The organism is Sphingobacterium hotanense, assembly GCF_008274825.1.
GTDB lineage: Bacteria > Bacteroidota > Bacteroidia > Sphingobacteriales > Sphingobacteriaceae > Sphingobacterium > Sphingobacterium hotanense.
The window spans coordinates 68,664-93,607 of the sequence record NZ_CP030848.1; the positions used below are offsets into that span (position 1 = coordinate 68,664).

Annotated in this window: 19 protein-coding genes; 10 read left to right on the plus strand and 9 right to left on the minus strand. The window is 41.3% G+C overall.

Annotation, left to right across the window (positions count from 1 at the left end; translation table 11 throughout):
- Positions 1-10: 10 nt before the first annotated feature.
- The 3 genes from istA to DSM08_RS00405 form a co-directional block, all read right to left on the minus strand.
- Positions 11-1,540 (minus strand): IS21 family transposase, encoded by a 1,530-nt coding sequence (istA, locus tag DSM08_RS00395; RefSeq protein ID WP_246172268.1) that lies wholly within the window; start codon positions 1,538-1,540, stop codon positions 11-13.
- A 206-nt stretch (positions 1,541-1,746) separates the two neighbouring features.
- Complete coding sequence (locus DSM08_RS00400; protein WP_149524273.1) at positions 1,747-2,094, minus strand: nucleotidyl transferase AbiEii/AbiGii toxin family protein; 348 nt, start codon at positions 2,092-2,094, stop codon at positions 1,747-1,749.
- Positions 2,095-2,895 (minus strand): type IV toxin-antitoxin system AbiEi family antitoxin domain-containing protein, encoded by an 801-nt coding sequence (locus tag DSM08_RS00405; RefSeq protein WP_149524274.1) that lies wholly within the window; start codon positions 2,893-2,895, stop codon positions 2,095-2,097.
- 32 nt (positions 2,896-2,927) lie between these two features.
- Between DSM08_RS00405 and DSM08_RS00410 the strand changes: the two genes are divergently transcribed.
- From DSM08_RS00410 to DSM08_RS00435, 5 genes are all read left to right on the plus strand, one after another.
- Complete coding sequence (locus DSM08_RS00410; protein WP_149524275.1) at positions 2,928-3,119, plus strand: hypothetical protein; 192 nt, start codon at positions 2,928-2,930, stop codon at positions 3,117-3,119.
- A 675-nt stretch (positions 3,120-3,794) separates the two neighbouring features.
- Entirely contained in the window at positions 3,795-5,354 is a 1,560-nt protein-coding gene (locus DSM08_RS00420) for a Fic family protein (protein WP_149524277.1), read from the plus strand.
- Positions 5,355-5,704: 350 nt separating this feature from the next.
- On the plus strand, positions 5,705-6,172 hold the full coding sequence (locus tag DSM08_RS00425; protein ID WP_149524278.1) for a hypothetical protein: 468 nt from the start codon (positions 5,705-5,707) through the stop codon (positions 6,170-6,172).
- Positions 6,156-6,614: a hypothetical protein gene (locus DSM08_RS00430; protein ID WP_149524279.1), complete on the plus strand. Its 459-nt coding sequence runs from the start codon at positions 6,156-6,158 to the stop codon at positions 6,612-6,614. Before DSM08_RS00425 ends, DSM08_RS00430 begins: the two co-directional genes overlap by 17 nt.
- On the plus strand, positions 6,572-6,853 hold the full coding sequence (locus tag DSM08_RS00435) for a hypothetical protein (RefSeq protein ID WP_149524280.1): 282 nt from the start codon (positions 6,572-6,574) through the stop codon (positions 6,851-6,853). Before DSM08_RS00430 ends, DSM08_RS00435 begins: the two co-directional genes overlap by 43 nt.
- A gap of 621 nt (positions 6,854-7,474) precedes the next feature.
- Here the strand turns inward: DSM08_RS00435 and DSM08_RS00440 are convergent.
- The 6 genes from DSM08_RS00440 to DSM08_RS00465 all read right to left on the minus strand — a co-directional run bounded on the left by DSM08_RS00440 (position 7,475) and on the right by DSM08_RS00465 (position 18,418).
- Entirely contained in the window at positions 7,475-8,563 is a 1,089-nt protein-coding gene (locus tag DSM08_RS00440) for a DUF4998 domain-containing protein (RefSeq protein ID WP_149524281.1), read from the minus strand.
- 19 nt (positions 8,564-8,582) lie between these two features.
- Positions 8,583-9,761 carry a DUF5000 domain-containing lipoprotein gene (locus tag DSM08_RS00445; protein ID WP_149524282.1) on the minus strand — a complete coding sequence of 393 codons (1,179 nt, stop codon included), beginning with the start codon at positions 9,759-9,761 and terminating at the stop codon, positions 8,583-8,585.
- A gap of 23 nt (positions 9,762-9,784) precedes the next feature.
- On the minus strand, positions 9,785-11,689 hold the full coding sequence (locus DSM08_RS00450; RefSeq protein ID WP_149524283.1) for a RagB/SusD family nutrient uptake outer membrane protein: 1,905 nt from the start codon (positions 11,687-11,689) through the stop codon (positions 9,785-9,787).
- 11 nt (positions 11,690-11,700) lie between these two features.
- Positions 11,701-14,901 carry a SusC/RagA family TonB-linked outer membrane protein gene (locus DSM08_RS00455; RefSeq protein ID WP_149524284.1) on the minus strand — a complete coding sequence of 1,067 codons (3,201 nt, stop codon included), beginning with the start codon at positions 14,899-14,901 and terminating at the stop codon, positions 11,701-11,703.
- A 1,700-nt stretch (positions 14,902-16,601) separates the two neighbouring features.
- Positions 16,602-17,618: an acyltransferase gene (locus DSM08_RS00460; protein WP_149524285.1), complete on the minus strand. Its 1,017-nt coding sequence runs from the start codon at positions 17,616-17,618 to the stop codon at positions 16,602-16,604.
- A gap of 56 nt (positions 17,619-17,674) precedes the next feature.
- A complete protein-coding gene (locus DSM08_RS00465) occupies positions 17,675-18,418 on the minus strand; it encodes a beta propeller repeat protein (protein ID WP_187773923.1) in 744 nt (247 codons plus the stop codon).
- Positions 18,419-18,600: 182 nt separating this feature from the next.
- Here DSM08_RS00465 and DSM08_RS00470 point away from each other — a divergent pair, with 182 nt between their 5' ends.
- From DSM08_RS00470 to DSM08_RS00490, 5 genes are all read left to right on the plus strand, one after another.
- Entirely contained in the window at positions 18,601-19,335 is a 735-nt protein-coding gene (locus DSM08_RS00470; RefSeq protein ID WP_149524287.1) for an SGNH/GDSL hydrolase family protein, read from the plus strand.
- A gap of 148 nt (positions 19,336-19,483) precedes the next feature.
- Entirely contained in the window at positions 19,484-20,644 is a 1,161-nt protein-coding gene (locus DSM08_RS00475; protein ID WP_149524288.1) for a Pycsar system effector family protein, read from the plus strand.
- 1 nt (position 20,645) lies between these two features.
- Positions 20,646-21,509 carry an SdiA-regulated domain-containing protein gene (locus DSM08_RS00480; RefSeq protein ID WP_149524289.1) on the plus strand — a complete coding sequence of 288 codons (864 nt, stop codon included), beginning with the start codon at positions 20,646-20,648 and terminating at the stop codon, positions 21,507-21,509.
- Positions 21,509-22,588, plus strand: a complete 1,080-nt coding sequence (locus DSM08_RS00485; protein ID WP_149524290.1) for a metallophosphoesterase — start codon at positions 21,509-21,511, stop codon at positions 22,586-22,588. The genes DSM08_RS00480 and DSM08_RS00485 overlap by 1 nt, the downstream gene beginning before the upstream one ends.
- A 20-nt stretch (positions 22,589-22,608) precedes the next feature.
- Positions 22,609-24,930 carry a hypothetical protein gene (locus tag DSM08_RS00490; RefSeq protein WP_149524291.1) on the plus strand — a complete coding sequence of 774 codons (2,322 nt, stop codon included), beginning with the start codon at positions 22,609-22,611 and terminating at the stop codon, positions 24,928-24,930.
- Positions 24,931-24,944: the final 14 nt, after the last annotated feature.

Below are 24,944 nucleotides of genomic sequence, written 5' to 3' on the forward strand. Positions count from 1 at the left end.
TAGTTCATTTTTATGAGTAATAGGATGCTCCCCTGATATTTTCATGTTGTGGCAATTGCTTGTTATCCGCCCGCTCTTGCTGTTGCTCCACCATTCCGTTTTCCAATATTCTTTGTAGGAACTTATAGGACAGCATGTCGTTCCTTAAGGCAATTTCACATGCTTTGAAGAATGTTTCCCCATAGCTACGGTGCAGCCTAAAGAGTCCTTCGCACGTTCTGTAGAGTTGTTCCGGATATCGGTCACTTTGTCCAAAGACCCGAACGACCAGTAAGTGAAAGTCCGAATGGATATCCAGAGCGCGCTTGATATAATAATCTGGCGAACGGGTGCCATACTGCTGGTGCTTGGAAGCAAGATGTTCGGGATGCGTCGAGTATTTGTTGGCAACAAAACTCCTGCTGTGCAGGGCTACCTGTACGTTCTCAATATAGATGTGGACTAAACGCTCAGTATAGACCACTAGGGCCTGTTTGCCAATATGGACATAAGGAACGCTATAGGAATGCCTGTCCCTTTTGAGATGTACATGTCCATTGGTTCCCACTTTGAGGGTCGTATAATATTTCATCGAAAAGCGGTCCCGAGGAAGTGGTCTGAGACTGGACAGCTCGTTGCTGAGAAACCGTTCCTGACGGCAATAGTTCCTGTCCTGCATTCTGGTCTGGTTCAATCTCTCGATACACTCTCCGATAGCAAGGTTGAGTGAGGGGAGATCAAAGAACTGCCTGTTGCGTAACCGGGCAAATACCTGGGTATAGATGATCTTCACATGGTTCTCTACGGCACTTTTATCCCGGGGCCTGGCAGGTCTTGCAGGCACTACGACCGTATCATAATGGTTTGCCAGATCTTCCATGGACCTGTTGATCTCTGGTTCATACCGATCGGTTCGTATGACGGCTGACTTGAGGTTGTCCGGGACAATCGCTCTAGGGACCCCTCCAAGAAACTGCAGGCAGCAGTCCAGTGCATAGAGAAAATCGGGGGATCGCTGACTGGGAACGGCCATGGCAAAACAATAGTTGGAATATGGTAGGCACGCAACAAATATCTCGCATAAAATGATTTCACCAGTCTCATGGTCGATGTAACCCAGCTTCTTGCCGGAGAAATCGATGAAAAGCTTGTCACCGGGTTCGTGGTCCAGTATCATGCTTCCATCGCGACGTGAGACCAGTAATTGCTTTAGATGGAAACAGAACTGGGCATAGCTATATCCCTGTGGATGAGCTACTAAATACTCTTCCCACAAAAGTCTCCGGTTTACACCTATTCGTGATAGTTCTTTTTCAAAATAAGGAAGCCTTTCTTTTAGATACTCGAAACGCTCGTCCCGATAGGCGGGGTTCCCTGATCTGAGCATCCGCTCAAGAACTGGATCTTCCAACTCCAGTATCCTTTCCAGAGATAGATTCAGGTCCGTTACCTTCTTTAGATAGGACTTTACCGTATTCTTGCTGATGGATAGATGACGGGCTATTGTTTTAATGGGATAATTCTCCCTGTGCAATCGTATTAACTGTTTGATCTGACTCATGGGTCTTGATTTACCGGCCATTGGAATATATCGATTAGGTCTAGCCCAAATAAACCAAAAAACAGAAACCCATGAAAAATGAGTGCAAAAGGGGTCAACATCGTCCAGAATAAAATGACCATATCTCGAAAGAGGGGTCAGCTTGCTCCAGAATAAATTGTTCAAACCCTTATTTGAGGGGTCAATATCCGCCAGAATGCCATGCTTTAACAGCCTCTAAATGCAGATGGTGATTTCTTTTTTGTCCAGATTGCTGGGGTCAGCTTACTCCAGAATATCCATTCTTGAACTAATGACATGATTTGCTGCAGTAAATCTATATCCAATTGAAAATCTGGATTAATGGATGTAAAATCTAAATCTTCTGAAAAACGGTAATCCGCGATATAACATTTTCGTAAACATGTTTCCCCTTTGAAGATTAGCGCTTCTCTGCAAGAATCTATCGAAAATATAGCATCAACAAAATGTCCCAATACCCAATCCTTGTCAATAGTATTTCTGGACACTTCGTGTTCCAAAGCTTTTTTCTCTATTTCTTTTTTCAGTATCATTTAGTATTGTTTATTGGTTATGTCTAACAATTCCTTCCGGCTGATATTCAGTCGCAATCGCCATTCTGCGATAAATTCGCCTTCTTCCAATCCCTGAGGATCAAACAAGTTATATTTATTCTTTACCTGCTTCTTGGCAAAATCTATAAAAGATTCCATGCTTGGAATTTGGAGAAGCTCAACCAAATAGCCAATTCGTTTGGTAACCGCTATATTATTCACAGCCTGGCAGTACTCGACTAATTTAGAGGCTTGCATTTGCGCTTGACCAACTGCTCTAATCAATTCCGCATAGCCACCAGAATGTTGAGGTAGATCAAAGCAATCGACTATTGTTTTCTCTACATCAGTGATCGGATACTGAAGGTTGCCGTAACCATTGTGTATGATCCCTGTTTTTTTATTAGCTGCAATCCTAACGAATTTATAAGAAGTACCGAGAATTGATTTATCGTACTTTTTATGTGTCGTTTGAATAAAAACCGTATTGGAGAACTGTTCGGTCAATCCATGTAAATTCAATGCAGACCAATACGCGACAGCACTATTTTCAACAACGAAAGTACCTATGACATATTCGTCCCGAAAACCTTGTTTGCAAAATTTACCTTTTTCCATTCGCACAAGTAGTTCCTTGTCGACTAGATTCTCTAGGATTTCACTTAGGTTGTCAAACTTTTGTTCTAACAACTGCTCAATTTCGGAGAATTTGAACAACTGTATTTCATAGTCGTCCAGCAACTTTAAGAATTCGAGCTGTGGTTTAGTTAAATGTTCTGATATATAAACGCTGTCTGCCATGTTACCTTTTGTGGAACGATAAGACCTAAAAAATGGGTCTTATCGTTCCTCGATTGGTAAAGATGGAACTTATCCTTTTGGTATCGAATAAATATGTCAATATCATCGGAGAAATTACGCCAAAGATAATGAACAGCATAAAAGAATATGAAAACTATCTGATCAAATGCTTTGTCGCTTTTCAGGCTAGAGATAAGATCAAAAAGGGAAATATCTTCCTATAAGCTTTTTATAGAGCTCATCTTTCTAAGCTGAATTCAGGCTCCAACCAATAGCATCCCTTTCCTTCAAAAAGCCGTCAACTAAATTAACAGCATTTGTAATCAATAATGATTTCTTTATTTTTTCGGAATCCAATTGTCTAATTAGGGAATTCATATTTCGGTTCATATCCTTCAAAAGGATGGTCAGGCCATTGAGTGCTTGGTTATACTGCGATGTTTCGCAAGCTTGAGCTTGCAGCAATTTCAGCATTTCGCTGGAAAGATTGAAATTGGGTAATAACAGGTCTTTCTCCTGCTGCTTGATAAAGGACAGGATACGGCTGATCCCTTGGGAAAGCTGATTTCTAAGGGCAAGAGCAAGCTGTCCTCAGTGCTCACAACTATTTTTTTTAAAGGGAAGGACATGTTCCGTGAAGGCGGTGTTCTAGCTTTCATAACTTGTCAGGGTGTCGCTCAAATGCCTAATTTTAGTGTGAGTTTTACAGAATTGTAAAATTTACGAAAGCTCTGTATTATTTTTGCTTAAAAAACACGGTTTAATATAATTGCCACGTCACAATACAATAAAATAAACACGACTTGTTTTAATACAAATATCACAACAATATTTACTAAATTTGCCACATCTGTTTTTAATAAAAATAGCACAGCAGTGTATAATAAATTTATAAGGACATGGCAACACCACGTGAAAGATTTGTAGAGGCCCTAAAATTCTTGCAAGAGCTACAGGAAAAAGGGATTGTAGGCATTCATACAGATGATATGCCGAACAGGAAATACCGTGAAATACTTTCCAAGAATGGTTTTATACGAGAGGTAGCTAAGGGATGGTATATCACCACCAGTCCAGAGGAAAAGGATGGTGAGACAACAGCCTGGTATAGCTCCTATTGGGATTTTGTTGCTATATTTCTGGAAAGAAAGTATGGTGATAATTGGTGCCTGTCTGCCGATCAGTCATTATTGCTACACGCGGCCAATCAATCGGTACCACAGCAATTGCTTGTTCGGTCACCACAAGGAAACAACAATCCTACACCATTGCCACATAATACCTCATTGTTCAATATCCGTGGAGAACTACCATCTGCAGATCAGCTTATCGTAACCCCAAACGGTATCCGGATGTACAATCTACAATCGGCATTAATATACAGTTCTGCCAGCACCTATACCCGTAATGCTATTGATGCACGCACAGTATTGTCACTGATACGTGATGCTTCGGAGCTTTTACCAGTACTTCTAGAGAACGGACATACTACTTTAGCCGGACGCCTTGCTGGCGCTTTCCGTAATATTGACAGGGACAAGATAGCCGATCAAATTATAGACACTTTTAAACAGGCAGACTATGATATCCGTGAAGAAGACCCTTTTGAAAGCAAACTGGACCTAAAGTTGTCCACCCGTGAACGTTCACCCTACGCTAACCGTATACGCCTGATGTGGACACAATTGCGGGAGGTTGTGATCAAAAACTTTCCTGCTGCACCTGGTATTCCAGCCAATCATGATTTGTATGTTAAAAATATAGACGATATATATGTGACAGATGCTTACCACTCACTATCCATTGAGCGTTACCGAGTAACGCCCGAGCTTATTGCCAAGGTAAGTTCAGGCGAATGGAATGCCAAGGAAAATGAGGAAGACCGTAAGCAACGTGATGCGATGGCTGCCAGAGGCTATTATCAAGCTTTCCTGTCTGTAAAAGAAAGTATAAGAGCTGTTTTACAAGAAAAAAATGCTGGTATACAAGCAGATATGGATCATTCAAAATGGTATAGAGAGCTGTTTGAACCAAGTGTAACTGCTGGAATACTGAAAGCATCAGATCTTGCCGGTTATCGTAACCATCAGGTATATATAGGTAATTCAAAGCATGTTCCACTTAGCGTAGACGCTATGAGAGATGTTATACCTATATTGTTTGAAATGCTCGAAGAAGAACCAGAAGCTTCTGTTAGGGCTGTTTTAGGACATTTTATATTTGTATTCATTCACCCTTACATGGATGGTAACGGACGTATAGGAAGGTTCTTAATGAATGCCATGTTGGCTTCTGGAGGCTATCCTTGGACAGTGATACCTGTTGAAAGAAGAGATGAATATATGCAAGCGCTTGAAAAAGCAAGCGTAGATCAGGATATTGCTCCTTTTGCTGCTTTTGTTGGTTATCTGGTTAATGAGGGAATGAAAGGAAAAGCTGTAGCTGAATTACCGGCATAACCTTTAATCCATAGAAGTTAAATAATCATGTTGAAAGCAAAAAGGATTGGCAGTATTGTCAATCCTTTTTGCTTTCTAACTCTGTACCAAAGCTGTAAATCCATTAGTTTCCTGTAAGATTGACTGATAGAAAAATTGCCTGGCGTGAGCTATATCCCTTTCCTCCCGTTGCCCCCTCTCGTCAATCCCATATTAGGTTAATTCTGCGACTATCTAAACCATTTATTTACGTTCTATTTTAGTTCAGCGCGCAATTTGGCTTTGATATCCTCAGCGTATTTGCCCAGCTTGTCCAGATAGGCAATTTGGCTCTGAATCGATTCCTTCACGAAATCCGTATTAAATTCCCAATGTATAGCGATGATTGGCATTTAAAAGATTTAGCGAATTCGCTATATATCAGCAATTCAGAGGTTTCTGAATCATTGCAAAGAAGTGTATATGCCAATCTGATTGATTTGGAGAAGCGCAACGTCCATCGCGGGAACTTGCTTGATTTTCTTATCCACGGAGTGAAATATGTGTTTCCGGCACAAGCAGGAATATTGACAAGAGGTGTTCCTACAGCACATTCACATCCCTTTATGGAGTCTTTTATCAGTAGCGAACAGGCTTATGTCTGGCCGTCTTCTTCCGGCTCCGTCTTGGGGCAGGCCATAGAACCTTTCTACGCCAATCAGGTCAAAGCCATAGCGGAAGATGAAGAACTATACCGATTGCTCGCCCTCTTGGACGTGATCAGAGTAGGCAAACTTCGGGAAAAGACTATTGCAGAGAAAGAATTAAAAGAACTATTAACCCATGTCAAATCATACTAGTATCGTACGGATCAAGGCCGTAAATAATGCCCTACAAGAGTTACGCAACCATGTTGTATTCGTAGGAGGAGCCACCATATCTTTATATGCCGACCGGCCTGTCCTTGAGGTGAGGCCGACTGATGATATTGATGTGATTTTCGAGATACTTAATTACAAACAGCGCCAACAATTGGAAGAATGGCTGAGAGAGATCGGTTTTTCAAATGATGTCGAATCGGGTGTAATCTGTCGGTTCAAGATCAAGGGTATTACCGTGGATATCATGCCCACAGATGATCCATCTATAGGATTCAACAATAAATGGCACCCAAAGGGTTATGAGCATGCTGAAAATTATACGCTTGATGACGGGCAGACAATTCGGATACTGACAGCCCCTATTTTCTCGCAACAAAGTTGGAAGCCTTTAAAGGGTGGGGAGGTGGCGACGGCCGGCTGAGCCATGATTTTGAAGACATTGTCTTTGTATTGGAAAACAGAGAAAAACTGTGGGAGGAGCTGGAAACTAGTGATGATGGAGTAAAAGCATATCTGGTCGCTGAATTTTCAGCACTCATGGACCATCCTCATATCTACGAATGGATAAATAGCCATGTGGAGCGTGGAAATATCCGCCCACAAAATTCAACAATTATTGAGAATATAAAAAATTGGCTAAACAAATCTATGGATAGCTAAGGAAAGGTATTATCTGATTAGAGCAAACGAAAATTAAATGAATAGGATTGAGAATGTACTGTTGAATTATCTACATACGGAAACGAATCATAAAGTATTGCTCACGTGTGATTGGCTTAAGTTTGAAATTGATCAAATTAAGATTTAATGATCACCGGTTCATTCTAAATAGCTATTGGTGACAAATCAGAACTAGAAACGAACAATGCGAACTAAAGGTACAGATATCTCGGACTATGTTATTCATTTTTTACGGAGACAGGATATAAAAGATCGGCTGCCATCTGCAGATCAGCTTACGATAATTCCAAACGGTATCCGGACGCACAATTTACAATCGGCATTAATATACAGTTCAGTATCTATACCCCGAATGCTATTGATGCACGCACAGTATTGTCACTGATACGTGATGCTTCGGAGCTTTTACCATTTTTTTTGAGAACGGACATAAGTTGGAATCGTAGATGTGCTATCCAATTGGTAAGGAAGCATTTTAAAAACTCCTTATTAAACAACAAACAAGAATGCCAACTCTTATTTCAAAAGTTGGCATTCTAATCCCCAGAAAAGTGCTGAGAGAATCGCATTAGCTTCCAGCGATATCTTTTTTAGGTTATTTTAAAATTTAACGGTCACATCAAATTCACCCATTACAACATAGTTCTTAGGTCCACGAATTTGCTTCACCTGGAAATAACGAAATGCATTGGCTGCTGTAAGTTTATAAACCTGTTCAGCGTTGCTTAAGCGGTTGAAAGGATAGTTCCCGAGGACAACAAAGTTGACATTGTCATTGCTTCCCAAAAACTGGACTTCATCAGGCCCCTCTTCATTCGTTGGTGTTTGGCGCCACAGGCTTGCCGAGGTGATGATGCGTGGAACACCGAAATCAACAGTAAAAAAATGAGGATAGGTATGAGGTGAAAGAGTTCCCCAACGAGTTGCTGGGTTTCCATCAATCATCTTTGCGGGTGTATCCGTATTGTAATAGCTGGAATAGCCGACAATTTCCCATTGTTGTTTATTTAACTTAGTGATCTCAAAGAATTCATTATCGCTCACCATAGTTTGATATGCAGTTTCCGGCATATAAAAGGTACGCATACTATAGGAAGTTCCTAGCTTATAATCGGATAAAATCACCGAATGCTCTTCCGCCTTTACGCTAACAGTCTTCTCTTGATTTGACGTAGTGGTATAAGTCACTTCTGACTTCACAATGTCACTCGATGAATTTAGCTGGTCAAAAAGGATGTAAATTGTGTTGTCCACATTTACCCGAGGTTTCGCTGTTCGATTGAGCAATGATGCTTGATATCGCTCGCCGTGAATGGATCCTGATACTTCTACCGGCACCGATACATGCCCGTCCTCATCAAAGGTTTTGATCACGAACGTATAGTAATTCTCTTCCAAGTTCTTGATGTGGCATGAGACCTGTGTTTGATCTACTGGCATTACGACATCCATCGAGTCAGAATAATAATTCCAATAGACTCTCGCCTTTGTCACCTTTGGATCTGAACCTCGCTTCCATGTTAATTTAGCTTCATTTAAGCCCGATTTTACTTCCGCGTCAAGTACCTTCCCTGGATAAATAATGCCGCTAGGAACAACGTATTCTTTATAGGTGCTATCCATTTTTTTGCATGCCATAAATGACAACAATCCAATGAATCCCAATATTAAATATTTAATAGTCTTCATATTTTCTTGATTTAAAACATTAAAACTCTCCCCAAAATGATAATTCCGAAATGGTGACCTGATTAGCTCCTACCGCCCAAGTCTCCGTTGTTTTAAAACGAATGTATCGGTAAGCGGGTGGCGTGAAAGGCATTTCAAAATCTTCGCCGTTTGTGTATCCATAAGCAATATCTTCAGCCGTCAAAGTACCAACAGGAGTTCCTGAAGGCTTGAAGGAATTGAAAGCGCCAATCTTTGTCCATCCTTCCCAACTTCCGTCTCTCGACGGATTATTGCTGCCCCATAATTCAAAGGCCTTCACACAGGAATAATTGTAGGTAAAATTCTGAACACGCTGGTGTGCTTTCATTCGGCTCAAAACGACGGGAACTTTTAAATCGACCGTAAACCATTGTGGCATCGGCGTATTGTTTCTGGAGGCGTATATGCTTGCGCTTGCCACTCCATCCCACATATTGCTTAGTGCGTAGCTACCGGATAGCGCAGGTTGATCGGTAGGCAATTCATATGTAGCAAATGGTTTTGGAACAAATTTTTCGAACAGCGGTGTCAAGTCCCTTACGACAGCGAGTGATTTATTGCCCCAGCGATCTCTTAGGTAAACCGAAAATTTCATTGCTTTACTCGACAGTCCGCGCACAGTGAACACTCCAGAGTCAACAGCTGTGTAGAATGTTTGCAATGGTCTCAATACTCCTTTCCCTGCAGTGTCCGCATCGATAACGATAGCAAGGGGTGCCTTCAATTCATTTTTAATTCTGACACGCACACCACCAAATGCAGTTTCGATGCTTAGATCTTCAAAAGCGATTGAGACTGGTGGTTTCAAGGGCTTAACTTTCACTAAGACAGGGTCGGAAACTTTTTCATTCCGCCCCACACTGAAAATCTTGACTTCCTGTTCTTCGGTAGTGCCGAAACCTTCAAGCCTTAATGTGTCTGAATAAATTGACGATTTACTTTCTTTAAGAACGCCCGGAGTAATTTCGTAAACGGCCTTGACGTAAGCTAAATTAACATCTTTATTCAGCTTATATTTCAAAGTTGCCCCTCCAGGGGTATTTTCAACAATAACATTGGACACTTGAGCTGGGGCTCCGCCATCGCTCTCTATATAGTCCATTCGTGGCTCCTCTTTACAGCTCTGAACGACGAAAATGATAATCAATAGAGTAAATATTTTAAAAGTATTTTTCATAACGTAATGATTATGGTATACAATTACCAACCTAGGTTCTGTACTAGATTTTTATTACTTAACAAGTTAGCGTCTCTGATAGGAAAGAAGTAGTCCTTCATCGAGAATTTCTGGGCATAAATCAATTGTTTTTTATAGTATGCCTCAACGGTTTGTCCAAAGACATTCCATCCTTCTATTGGTCTAGATAATTCATCCGGGGCAGTCTTCCAACGCTTTATATCCCAAAACCGCATACCTTCAAACGCTGTTTCAATCAATGTTTCCCGATGAATGATATCACGCATCCCCGCCTGAGAGCTGTACTTGGTATTCGTTGCGAAATTGTCCCATGCATCACGAATGGTCGGCAAGCCGGCACGTTTTCGCACGATATTGATATATTGGTGGACCTCTTCAGTAGGCCCTGCATTTTCATTCAAAGCTTCGGCGTACATCAGATATAAATGCGGAAGTCTAATTAAAGGCCAGGGATAATTAACTGTCGAGTATCCTCCATTATTGGCTTGTGTACTTTGGTAATGGACAAGTTTTTTCACAAAATACCCTGTAATCGAGCCAAAGCTTCCTTTTTTTCCATTTTTTTGACCTAGTTTCCCTTCTACAAAGTAAATTCCGGAAGGAACTTCATCATTATAATAACCATGTCCGTACCAGACTCCTCCATCAAAACCCAATGAGGCATAGAAACGCGGTTCACGATCGAAGTTGCTTTCCGCAGTTTCATAGTTCAAGCGAATTAGGCGCTGATCTTCAACACCCCCTACTCGAGTAGTGACATTCGTTTGCCACGTTTTATCTTCATCGATAGGTACACCATTTTTCGTATAGAACATATCAACTATTTTCAATGGCACTGCTAGTTCGTAAGTGACGTTTGGATTATCCAAATAGGTTGTCAAATTGGGCGTTGCCCAGAGCTGTAAGTTACTTGCAATGCTCTGCGTATTTGCCCAAATAATTTCCGAGTTCCAACGTTCATTAAACGCATTGCGTAGTTTTAATTGTAGTTTTAATTGCTCAGATATATTCGTCGTTGCGCCCCCTGGTATAAATTCATATAACTTGATTCCTGCGTCATGACATTGATCGATGGCTTGTTTGCATGCATCGGCAGCAAGCTTCCATTTCTGTGCATCATAGACTTGATTAAATAACTGCAAACCATCGCGATTTCTTAATGCTGCTTGATCTTTATTTCCATTAAAAAGCGGACTTGCAGCGGTCAGTAAGACCTTTGCTTTTAAAGCATATACAATGGGTTTTGTAATACGCCCCATCATCCTAATCGGATCAGTAATTGTAGGTTGCAAATCATCCTTCACCTCATCTAACAGTTGAGCAATATATTGAAAACAGCTGTCCACTGGCGCTCTTGATATCTGAACATCTGCGACATTAATATCCACCGGTAAATTTTCTTTTACAAGTGGTATCGGACCATACATACGCACTAAATAGAAATGGTAATATGCTTTTAGAAATTTGACCTCAGCAATCCATTCTTTGCGCTCTTCTTCGGTCATATCTTTAACTCTATTGATATTTTCTAAAAAAATATTACAATCGCGCAGACCTTTATACAAGTCGACCCATATCGCTTCTCCCGCCGGATTTATTGTTGTTTGGCGCCCATTGGCAATATCGAACATGATATGGCTAAATCGATAGCTGCCTGAAAGGTCATTCGTCCAGATTTCATCGCCAGCTAACATAGCCGGATCGCTTGCCATGCCTCCATCTTTGGGCATATATGAATAACAGGTGTACAAGTATTTTTCTGCTTCCGATCGCATCGCGAAAGCGTGGTCTAGGGTTGGTATGTTATCAGGAATAATATCAAGATATCGATTACAAGCACCGAATGTCAGCGTCAAAACCAACAACATGACGGTCAGATACTTTTTATAAAAATTAAAGAATTTCATGGTCGTTCGATTTAAAAGGTTAAATTAAGTCCAACATTTAATACTCTTTGCAGCGGATAGCCTAAACCGTTTCCGGCCATTTCCACATCCCATAGCTTGAAGTTGCTGAATAGCAATAGGTTCGATCCATTGACATACATGCGGAAATTAGAAGCTTTTATGCGGTCGATGAATTTTTGGGGGAATGTATAGCCCAACTCGACTTGCTTAAGTCTAATGAAATTTCCATTGCGCATATACCAAGTGCTTGTTTGGCTATTGTTGATGTTGAGCGTATTGCTCAGGCGAGGCAATGTGGCATAAATATCTCGATTATCTTCCGACCAATAACTATCAGCGTACGCCTTTAATAGTTGATTCATGAATATTCTGCCTGAGCTAGCTTCCATTGTATTATAGTGGTAAGCCACGAATGGCGAAGTTGATCTCGGGTCAATCCAGAACGACTCGTTTGCTGAGCCTTGAAAAAAGGCCGATACGTCGACTTTCTTATAACTAAGTGAGAACCCGAATCCATAGATAATCTCCGGTACAGTCGGGTTGCCGATAGGAACGCGGTCTGCTTCATTGATTTTACCATCCCTATTGACGTCAGTATACTTTATATCGCCACCACCGTATATTCCAAACTCTTGTCTAGGTGCATTAGCAGCCTCTTCATCATCTACGAATAGGCGTTCCGCGATGTAGCCATAAGTTTGGTTCAATGATGTCCCGACGCGCGAGCGCCATGTCTCAGCATATAGGGGTTCTTCATAGACCTCATATTTACTTGTGGCATAGGTAAAATTCGCCCTCACTGATGCCCATAGGTCTTTTGACCAAGCTTGTTGATAGTCAAACGATACATCCATACCCTTACCACTGGCCTTGCCAACATTTGACTTGGAGATACTGGATAATCCCATTGTATTTGGAATACTCGCGCGGTTCATCAGTATATTATCTCTTTTCTCTGTAAAATACTCTACAATTAGGTTAGCCTTGTTAAATAAACTAAGTTCCATCGCAGCGTTCTGTTTAGTAGCTCTTTCCCAAGTAATATTAGGATTGGCATAGCGAGTGACCAACACTCCATTTTTTGTTTCAGAAAGATCTTGTCCAAATCTTGCAGAACGAGACGCGTCATTCATAGCGACATTAGACAAATAAAAGAATCGATCGCTCACATCTCCGATTTGATCATTTCCCACGAATCCATAAGTATATCTAAATCTGAGTTTACTAACGACATTTTGATAAGGCTCAAAGAACTTTTCATTCGAAACGCTCCATGCTAACCCTGCTGAAGGGAAGAATCCAAATCGATTTCTTGTATCAAAGCGCTCGGAACCGTTGTATCCAAAGTTGAACTCGGCGAAATAGCGACGGTCATAGGCGTAGGTAGCTCTTCCCGACAACCCCATGTTCCTTGAGGGCAAGGATTGAAGAAGATCTCCAGCATTGGCATTTAAACTTTCTCTAGCTGTTGCCACCAGCAATGCCCCTATGTTATGTTTCTCGCCAAAGGTGCGGTTGTAGTTTAAAGCTGATTCAAAATAAAACATTGAATTTAATGTCTTCGGTCCTTCATTGAACCCTAAATACTCTGTTCCATTTAGGTTCATTTGATTGATTTTATAAGTATTTGCTATAAAATCATAGGATCCGACTTCGTAATAAAAAGGGTTGTAGGCACGCGTGTAGTAAAAATTAGAGAGACGGGTGAGGTTTAATAACCCTCTAATCGATAGGCCTTCGGTGATGCTACTCAAGTCTTGCTTTAGTTCCAATTGAGCAAGCATCTGCGATCTACTTTGGTCTTTGTAGCCTTTTACCAAATCCGCATATGGATTAACATATCGGTTGTTCAAATCGTAATTACCGAACATGATATGCCCGACGTGTTGATGTTCTTCATCCAACGGATAATATGCTGGAAACAAAACGGGGTTAGAACGCATTACCTTTCGGTATAGGTCTTCTCCTCCATCAATTGGTCCCTTATAATCGTCGAAGTTTCCGCTAAGCCGAACAACCAATTCGGTACTTTTAGTTAGATTGATATTAACATTTGCGCGCAGGGAGTAACTTTTTAAGTCGATATTACTATTGAAATTATTGCGTTTATCAACATTCAGCATTCCATTATCTTGTGTAAAAGCACCAGCAACATAATAGCGAGCGACACCACCTCCTCCACTAACATTCAAGTTATACCGTTGGTTGTTTGTAAAGTCTTTAAAAAGCATTTTTCTCCAATCGTTTGCTGGATAAACTAAAGGATTGACGTTATTACGTGTGTTCTCTATCTTTTCCTCTAGATATGGCAATGGCGCCAATGCGTTACGGGTCGCCGTGGCTTCATTGGCCATTTCCATATAAGTAATTGGGTCTGCCAGATCAACATTCATGGTCGGTGCTGATGTCGAGTTCTCTGCCCTGATAGATATTTTTGCCCTGCCTTCTTTTCCCTGCTTGGTGATAACAAGGATAACGCCATTGGCTCCGCGAGCGCCGTAAAGTGCTGTAGCCGTAGCGTCTTTCATAACGGAAAAGGATTCGATATCATCCGGCTGTAGCCTTGCCAAGTCTGTGGCCGTTAGTTCGATACCATCAATAAGAATTAATGGTCTAGTATTATTTCCAAAAGTTGTAATACCACGTACGAAGAAATCGGCATTATCAGCACCAGGTTCCCCGCTTCGCTGGTAGGCTATCACGCCCGCAACACGGCCGGCAAGCGATTGTGTTAGATTGCTGGAAGGAATCTTTAGATCCTTCGGACTTACGGTCGTTATTGACCCGATAACACTCTCCTTTTTCTGCGTTCCGAATGCCACAACTGCGACTTCTTCTAATGAATTCTGCGCATTTTCAACTAATTTGATTTGAAGTACACTTTCCTTTCCCACAACCACTTCCTGTGTCACATAACCAACTGAAGAAATAACTAGTACTTCAGAGTCATCATTGATCTGGATTTCAAAGTTTCCATCTTTATCCGTTACTGCCCCTCGTGTAGACTCTTTAACTCGGACGCTAACTCCCACGACAGGTTTTCCGGATTCATCGAAAATAGTTCCAGTCACAATCCGTTGGCTAGCCATTAAAACCATATCATTAGCGCTATTTTTTGTTTTTATTGGCACCCGACTATGGCCATCATCCGCATAGCTGCATGTAGCACTATACATCAACATGTATGTGAGGAGCATGAATTTGTTTTTCATAATTAAGGATTTAGTTGATTATCGTCAAATGCCGAAATGACGAGGCTTTTAACAATTAATCGAATCATCATTGTTTAATTAGTTAAATAATAAAATTTTAAGGAAACACTAAGACCGTGCTTTGCTGACTAAGGCCATAATGTGCACAATAACACAAAGTTTTGGTGTGCTTACATTTTATTTCTCTTAAAATTTAAATTAGTTATTCTCTAGGTTAAGTCGTTGTAGAGCCGTCATGTTTTTCTATTTCATAATCTCCTTTCTTTTGAAGTCTAAAAAATAATTAGTGATGAAGCTTAATTGGTCGTTAAGTAAAAGCTGCTTGTCAATTGGTTTTACTTACACTAATTTAAGTTTGAAATCCGTTGAATAAAGGACGGTTTTTTAAGAAATTGATATTCTTAATCAGTTGAATAGCAACATGTTTATGTATGTATTTGGCTGTATAACAGCATTTTACAATATTATTATTTTGTATAACAGAATAATTTCACGTTTTTCAGTCTTTAGAGGTCTTGCGATAAATGAACATCTGTTCTAAATAATTTCCATCAATAGAAAGCATTATCGTCTCCGCTATAACGACAAGCTTTGGGGCGAAGGGCGTTCAGATCAACCGTGCACTGCTGTCGCTGCGCTATTGGTTTGCCTATTTGAACAAAAGGGGCTCAGTATGGGTTATCCAGCAACTGGCCCACAGTTGAAAGGATTGACAAGGAGTGTACCGACGGGCTTATTGGGAAGGGGCGAACTGGATAATTTCTTTGTAAGATATGCCGTGAAAGATGACCGTACCCGCCGAAATAGAATAATACTGAGACTATTGCTCTATCAGGCACTAACTTTGGAGGAACTGGAAACCCTACGGCCGCCCCCCCAACTACGAGCGGGTAAGATCACCATACCTGAAACCACCACCAGTACTTTACGTACATTGGAACTGAGACCCTTTCAGATACTTGACCTGCAGGAATATATCTTGATAATCTGTCTGGAGGATAGAAAAGACCGAACGTCTGTTTACCGGTAGAACAACGTTGAGGACCTAAAGAATACGTTATTACATCTATGCCACGCACTTAGAAGGACCAATCCCCAAGGTAAGGCACGTCACACAGCTACGCCAGAACATGATAATCGAATGGCTGAAGGAAAAGGGACTTCGGTAGGTACAGTAAATGGCCGGCCACCGTTATGTAAGTGCCACCGAAAGCTACCTGACGACCAGCTTCGAAGATCTCCGGGAAGCTTTGAACAAGCATCATTCTTTGAAATAAATAATCCCACCGATCGTCTGACCCTTATGCACCGTGGTGGCGGGAACATTCCACAGCGCTATCCGCCAGCACATTGCCGCTAGGGGTCAAAGAGCCTTCTTAGATCTCGGTTGCAACCCCCCAGATGCTCGAAGCTAAGTAACATAATGGGTCGAGGATGAATATCCCTATGCTTCTGCGCAAGCGGGAGGAAAACGAGCCTTAAGCGTATGTTGCAAAAAGAGAAAATAGTATTCAAGGAACCGCTAAATTCGTTTTGTAAACTGTTGTTTTGAATGGTTTTGCTTATGTGGTTTTTACCTTAGCTTCTATCGCAATCTAATAGTTGGCGACAGTTGAGGAAGCCTATAAGTTGGGATCATTTGCTTAATCCAGTCATGCATTAACTGTACTTTTCGAATGAAAGGGAGGAGTTATACCCCCCTACCCACTTACATATTTCCCAAAAGGGAGCTTTCTAATGGCAAACGTAATTACAATAGACGCCATAATCGTAGCAATGGTAGCTAAAGGAATTACCCATGCTGTACTCAGATATTTTGATATAAGCGGATGAAGGTAATTCAAAGGTATAATATGGCTTAGGTAGATACCGAAACTATACTTATCGACAAGGGATACCCCGCGAGGAACTTCGCCCTGTTTTGTTGACTCTTTTATCAATAAGAACAATGCGCCAGCGGCGATAGCCGTCGTTACGAAGACATAATTGTAGAAAAATGCATCAAGCTTCTTCGCATGCTGGTTGAGTATATTTGTGCCTATTGCACCGATAACCACCATCAGTATAAATGCCGCAGCGAATATGAGTTGGTCTTTTTTGAATTCTGTTGCACGAACGCTCAAGTAGTAGCCGAATATCAGGTACCCAACATATCCGGAGAAGAACGTGAGGTCAAACTTGGGCATTGCTGCGTTCAAAGGCTTGCTCATAAAACACATGGACAACATCCATAGTGCGAGAAAGACTTCGATTTCTCTTTGCGTAGACTGTATGATAATTTTTCGAATGAAAGGTATGGCCAGGTAAAGTCCGATAATCATGTAGAGATACCATAAATGGGCATTTGCACCATGTAGTATCTTATCTACGCTTATGGATAGGATTTTCTCTGTTGATAATAATTCAAACTTTGTATATCGGCAAAAGTAATACACGAGGTAGATTACAGTCCAAAATGCAAAGGGATAGAGTAGTTTGGGGATTCGCTTTTTGTAGAAAATCCACGTGTTCTCATCTTTTGGGATTAGTAAAGCGCCCGACAACATAACAAAAATGGGGACAGAACAGCGCGTGGCAGCATTTATCCAATTGGCATAGTTCCAATCAAAGGCCTTCGTGTCGATGTGGTACAAGAATCCGGTAGACGCATGTATCAATACGACAAATATCGTGGCAATGACACGTAGATAAACGACATAGGAGCTTTTTTCTGCCATGATGTAAAAGTAGGTATCATCGCCAACTTTCTATGTCATCCGAACAATTTTTTGAATTATCGTAGCGGTTTTCTCGATATGTAGACGATTGCGGTGTCTGTCGATGTTGGATAAATGGTTGTATTTCCTTTGGGCGTATGTTCAAAACGAGTACCCTCTGCTCCGACATAAAGTCGCCCTTTCTGATCTTTTACAATACAATTGATACGTGCCTGTCTTGGAAGATACACTTTTTCTTTCCTTCCATTCTCAACCCGATAAATCTGATCAGGGAGAGGAAGCTTGCTAATTGGATCTGTACCTGCCGACTCAAATTCCAGTTTATAAGCGACATCCGCTGATACATCCACCTTTGTTCGATTGAGCCTGGGTTCTTCTTCCAAATAGAGATATTTTGATTGGTGGGTCCAAGTTGTTCCTTCATCTTGCGAATAAAGAAAAGGGCCCCCAGCAATATCGCTAAAACTGCTTAAGGCCACCAGCTGATCCTTATGTTTCACAATCCCCGAGATACCTATGCTGCCACTAAAAACGCGACGCCAATCTTTCCCTTGGTTGGTTGTCAAATAGATATTTCCCTGTGTAGCAACCAAGAGAGAGTCTTCATAATTACCATAGATTGCCGTTATACCGCGTTGTTGACCTGTGAGGATCAGCTTGTTCCAATCCGGGTGATTCATTTCTGGATCCTGTGGATTTGTGGTTGTTGTTTTTTCTTTTTCGCATGCGCAATAGAATGGGGCGACGAGCAAGGTGAGGAATACAAGTAAATTTCGAGAGGACATTAAGTTCAAATTCATGGTCATAGTTCGGAAATTCCTTTTAAGTTAGAGCGACACTGTTAGCAATACTTTGACGAAAATAAATAAAAACAGTTGAAAATGCGAGCGTGATATTCCATAAGCGAGGAATTATTTATACCTTCCGTTGGGAGTATTTGCTGCTTTGGGTCAGCTAACCACCCTTTTTGACCTTTACCAAAATGAGACATTTACTATATTCGTTTGCAATTCTATTCGTCTGCCTATTTAACTCTTGTCGCAGCAATTATCAGGTGCTGAACAAAGGTGTCGCTGGTAATAATTCATCCGATTTACTAGCTCGTGTGGATAAAGACGTGGTAGCCAATAAGCCAGATTTAGTGTTGATGATGGTCGGGACCAACGACATGGTCAATTCCGGAAAGTTCATGAGCACGCAGAAATATTTTGATAACCTCCGTAATATTATCCAGAAGATCAAAGCGGGAAACCCGAAGGTCCATATAGTTGTTTCGAGCATCCTACCTGTGGAAGAGGCTTATCTATTTAAGCGACACGACCCCAGCAAATTTCCAATAAGACCTAATGATAAAATCGATGCGCTGAACGCCGAGCTGAAGAAGTTTGCCCTGGACCAAAAGCTTGACTTCATTCCCTTAAATGAAGAGTTCAAAAAGTACGGCTCTGATTATACGATAAAAGAATCCTTGTTGGTAAACAGTAAGAATTATACGGTTGACGATGGTGTGCATCCGACGGCGCAGGGCTACGAGCTTATCGGAAAGTACTTTGCTCAGCAATTGAAGGAAAAGAAACTGTTGAAGAGAAAGATGCTCATTTTGTGTTTTGGAGATAGTATTACCTATGGTGCGTTTATGGAAGGAAAAGGTACCGCCGAGGGAAATACATATCCCGCCGTTTTACTGCGTAGTTTGACTGGGCGAAATACAAGATAATTTTCTTTTGGGAAACTATCCCTTAGTTTTAAAGAAAAAACCAACAATTACAATTGCTTATTATAGGTCATTTTTGGCGTTCTATACAGTTTAAACAAATAATGTCAGTATTTTAGTTGGCTAATAGTCAAGCGATAAAAGTATTGATATGGATTACGAGTCTTTATTACTCAAAACACGGGACCATATAAGCAAATTAACCAGCGAGCAACGCGGTGATTATTGCTTTCATAATGCCCTTCATACGAATGATGTTGTAGAAGCCACGGAGGAGATGGCAACACATTATCAACTAAATAATCAGGATCGTTTTATTGTTATATGTGCAGCTTATTTTCATGATATCGGCTATCTTTTTGGTGGTGCTATGGATCATGAAGCCCGAGGTGCAGCATGTGCTGAAGCCTTTTTAGAAGCAGAGGGTGTGCCGGAAAACATCATCGATCAAGTGAAGGGATGTATCGTTGCGACGAAGATGCCGCAATCACCAAGAAATCTGCTCGAGCAGATACTTTGCGATGCCGATCTTTTTCATCTTGGCGGTGCTACTTTTGAAGAGCGCAATAAACTGATGCATCAGGAAGCCGAACAATACAATCAGGCGAAAATTGATAAGAATGACTGGCGAGAGAAAACTATTCGATTGATGCAGCAGCATCAATATCATACGGACTATGCACAGCACAAGTTGAATGAAGGCAAACGCATAAATCTAGAAGCTCAGCTGAAAAAGCAGAAGAAAAACCAAGCGAAGATCGAAGCGGAGGGCGACAAGCTCAAAAAACCAGAGCGTGGTATAGAGACTATGTTTCGAATTACCTCTGCGAACAGTCAACGCCTAAGCGATATGGCAGATAATAAGTCCAATATTCTGCTAACAGTAAATTCAATTATCCTCTCGATTATCGTTGCGGTGTTGTTGAAAGCTTTAGATAGCAACCCACATCTAATCGTGCCGACCGTATCACTGATGGCCTGCTCTGTGACAACGATGGTCCTTGCCATCTTAGCAACCATCCCTAAAATTCCTAACGGATATTTTACACAGGAAGATGTAACAAATAAAACGGTCAACTTGTTGTTCTTCGGCAATTTCTATAAAACCCGTTACGATGAGTACCAAGGTGCCATGAATAAAGCAATGGACGATAAAGACTTTCTATATGGGATGTTGACCAAGGATGTGTATTCTCAAGGCGTCGTTTTGGGGCGCAAATATAAATTATTACGATACGCTTATGCTGTTTTTATGCTTGGGCTTATCTTTTCTGTTGCCGCTTTTTGTGTGGCAATCCTAATTGCGAAATAGTATGAATATAGAGTTAATCTTCAGCATGATGCTATTCTCCGGACTAGCGGCTTGTCAATCTCCCACAACAAAGAGTGAGCAAGAAAAGCCAGCACAGGAGGAGTCCGCAGGCTTACAAGCCGACAAAACCTTCGTTCTTCCAAAGAAGCTGAATGAAATATCGGGCATCACTTTCTTGTCAAATGATAACCAGCTGCTTTATGCTGTTCAGGATGAAAGCGGGACGGTTTATTCTTACAATCTAAATGAAGAGAAGATTGTCTCAGAATATGCATTTGCAGACGCGGGAGACTATGAAGAGATCACGACCGATGGTCAATATTTCTTTGTGCTTCGCAGTGATGGAGCGATCTACAGCTTCCCTGTTGATCTTCAGGCGGCAAAATCGGAAGTTCAAGTTTTCGAGGGAGCGTTGGGGAAAGGCGAATACGAGTCGATGTCGTATGATCCACAGCGTAAAGCATTATATGTCTTATGCAAGTCGTGTAACCTGGACAAGGGCAACCCCTCTGTTTCTGGCTATATCGTTAATGTTGATGCTGCGGGAAAACTTAGCCTGAAAGAGAACTTTCAGATCAATTTGGATGCGGTTGCCGCGGTAGACGGTAAGTCTGTTAAATCACTAAAACCATCTTCCTTAAGTAAAAGAAGTTCTCGTAATGAGTGGTACGTGCTTTCATCCGTTGATAAACTTTTATTGATTACCGACGACACCTTTCAGCCGAAAATAGTAATCAGATTTGAAAAGAAACAATTTGAGCAGCCGGAAGGAATTACGTTCGATACGGAAGATCGCATGTATATCAGCAGTGAAAAAAATAAGGCAAAGAACGCTTTGCTTTTTCAATACAATAAGCAACCCTAATGCGTAGGACACTTTTTTTATTTTTCACATTTCTCAGTTTTTACAGCTTTGCGCAAGAGCTGGAACACCGACTTATTGTCTTTGGTGATGCCGGAGAGATTAACAATAAGCAAACTTTTTTGATCGAAAAATCGCATGCATTAAAGGTAGACAAGAAGACGACGGCTTTCTTTGTTGGAGATAATATCTATGAGTTTGGGATGGCTTTGTCTGCACCTGAAAACATGGAAACGGCGAAAATCCTGCAATCTCAATACGAGGGGTTTAGGAAGCTCGATGTACCTGTTTATTTTCTGGCGGGAAATCACGATTGGGATAAGTCAAAAAAAGACGGCCTAGCGAAACTGAAAGCGCAGGAGCAATTTATTCTAGACCAAAAGGATCCTGGATTAAAGTTTATTCCTAAGGCTGGTACAATTGGCCCTGAGGCTATCCATATGAGTGAGCGATTAACGGTTATTACCTATGATAGCGAATACTGGTTATTTCCACACCATGGACGTAGCATTGAGCAAGATAAGGACGAGTTCATCGCAGAGCTAGGGAAATTGCTTGAAGAGCATCAAGACAAACGCGTTATTCTCATATCGCATCATCCTATGCTTACATTTGGCGAACATGCCCTAAAGTACACTTGGCGTGACCATCTCTTTCCTTTGACGCGCCTTTGGAAGGGTGCTTATCTACCTTTGCCCGGCCTGGGATCATTGTATCCTCTGCTCCGGTCAACAGCCTTTGCTTCCCCGGAGGATATTAAACATCCGTTTTACAGCGACTTAATTGCGCGTGTTACGGAGGTTAGCAAGTTCCACCCAAACCTGATTTTTGTCTCCGGGCATGACCATGGTTTACAGTACATCGATAAAGAGGGGATGCATCAGATCGTGAGCGGATCGGGTGCTAAAACTTCAGAAATACGAAAGGATGAGAGCTTGAAATTCAGATATAATAAGCATGGATTTAGCGTGATAGATTGCCATGATAACGGCGAGTTGCGGATACAGTTCTATATTGACGAACCGCAAGACTCCCTGACGAAAGCATTTGAGGCCGAAATACCATTTCAATTAACACATTAATAGCACCACGATAAAGCAACATGTTAATCAAAACTAGGCGCATTGATAGCAATGTGCTTCCTGCCGAAGGACTAGAGGAATCGCTGTCACTGTGGCCTTTCCTTAATCACTTGCAAAAAACACTGGCCGAGCAAGACGAAGGGATGCTGGTGCCTAAGATTGCAAGTGAGCTTCTTTTGGAAAAGATAAAACAATCAGGGGATATTACGGAAGAGAACCTTACTTCCTATAAAGAACTTTTGGAAAGCTTATACCATCTTGCGAAGGGCGTTTCTAAGAAAAAGAATCAGCAATGGGCATTGGGTTTTCCGGTTCCGGATAAGGTTTTTTTCGGTACTCAGGCTTTTTACGATTTGATCGATACGGACTTCCAGCGTGTTGAGTCTACAAAGAGCAATAGTTTCTTGGATGTTGAATTTGTCAATAAGCAACTCTATCTATTGATATTAGAGCGATTTTATGGTATCCCCGCTATACATAGTAGATTACGTTATGTTAAAAGGACCGGTAAATTTAACCGCTATTATGAATTGGAAATCGACTATTCATATGTGGAGATCCAGCCTAAATCGGAACTGCCGAAGCTAAATCTAACGTCCATAAAGAACAAAGATTCGCTACGTTACAAGGATATTGAGCCCATACTTCGGGGCTTTGATATCTCACAATTCTCGTTTACCGGTTTTACCATCTGCTCATTTGTAGATTGCCATGAAGCTCATGTGACTGAGCAGTTGCAGGGGCTTATCAATAATATCAGTATATATACCGGTGTGGATGGGCTCAATCTATTGAACGATATTCTCGCAAATATCGTCAATTTTGAAGGCGTTAAATCTTCATTTTACCCGATCCTGAAACTTAATGGAATTCCTGTGCTTTCTTCAGACATGGCAAAAGATAGCATGCTTTTAGGTGATTCGGTGTTTTACGACAAAGAGATCATACAAGGCGGATTGATGAAATACTTAGACAATCCTTATATCTTATCCTTTGGCGTAGAAGAAGGAGTCGAATCTCGAGCATCAGAGTTGAAAAGGAGTTTGCAAAAGACGGGATTGACGTCCTACATCTGCTTTCCATTAATTCATAATCAAGGATTGGTTGGAATTTTCGAACTCTACACAAAAGATGAAGCCCGCTTAAACCGCAATATGCTCATTCAGGTACGATCGTTTTACGCGCTCTTGGCCCAATTGGCGTATGATATTGTTCTATCCTTTAAAAGCGAATTAAACAACGTTATTCTTCATAAGTACACCTCTCTGCAATCTGCTGTGGAGTGGAAGTTCAATCAGGTAGCGGCGGAATACCTGGGCGAGGTTATTCATCTAAGTCCGGAGCCGGAACTGGAAAAGATTGTCTTCAATCGGGTTTATCCGTTCTATGCGGCGGTGGATGTTAAGGATTCGAGTCTTCTGCGCAATAAATCCTACAGAGAAGACATCCTAAAACGCGTCAATTTTGTTGCAAGCCTCATCGACCGGATGAAAGACAGAGGTGTTTTATCCGTTGATAAAACATTCGTCGATCGATTTGATGAAGTCAACAACTGGGCAACGGGGCCAAACTTGGAGCATTATATACTCGATATTCTATCCTTCTTTCAAGAGGTTGTTCCAGCCTTTCTGGATAAACTTGAAAAAGCAGAACCAACGATAAAAGCTTCCTTAGCACAATGTCGCAGTAAATTGCAATACAGCTACGAAGACATGAATTCTAGCAATGAGTCTTTTGAGCGATCATTGCAAAAAATAAACCAGGTGGTGAAAGCTGAAATGAACCTATTCAATGCGCAGGTTCAGGAGATTTTCCCTTCCTATTTTGAAACGTTCCGGACGGATGGAGTAGAATACGACCTATACGTAGGGCAATCTATTTCCCCAAGAAATACATTCAAAATGGGTATGCTGAATCAAATCCGTAAGGAGCAGATTATCAGCATTGCTAAGATTGGACAGGCAACACATCAACTAAAATCATCCCTTAGCATTCCCTTAGAAACGACGCAACTGGTCTTTATACACCCTAATCCTATTGATATTAGTTTTCGGGAGGATGAACGCAGATTTGATGTGGAGGGCTCTTACAACATCAGATATCAAATTATCAAGAAACGAATCGACAAAGCTTTGATCCTAGATACCGACGAGCGTTTGGTGCAGCCGGGGCATATTGCTGTTGTCTACAGCAGAAGTCAAATAGCGCGCGATCTGCGGGTGTGTCTTCAGGAAGTTGCTCAAATGGGCTTAATAGAACCAAAAATAGAGGAGGTTCAATTAGAGAATCTTCAGGGCGTAAGCGATCTGAAAGCGATGCGCGTAAAAATAGTGTTAAAGTAAATTATAAGAATATA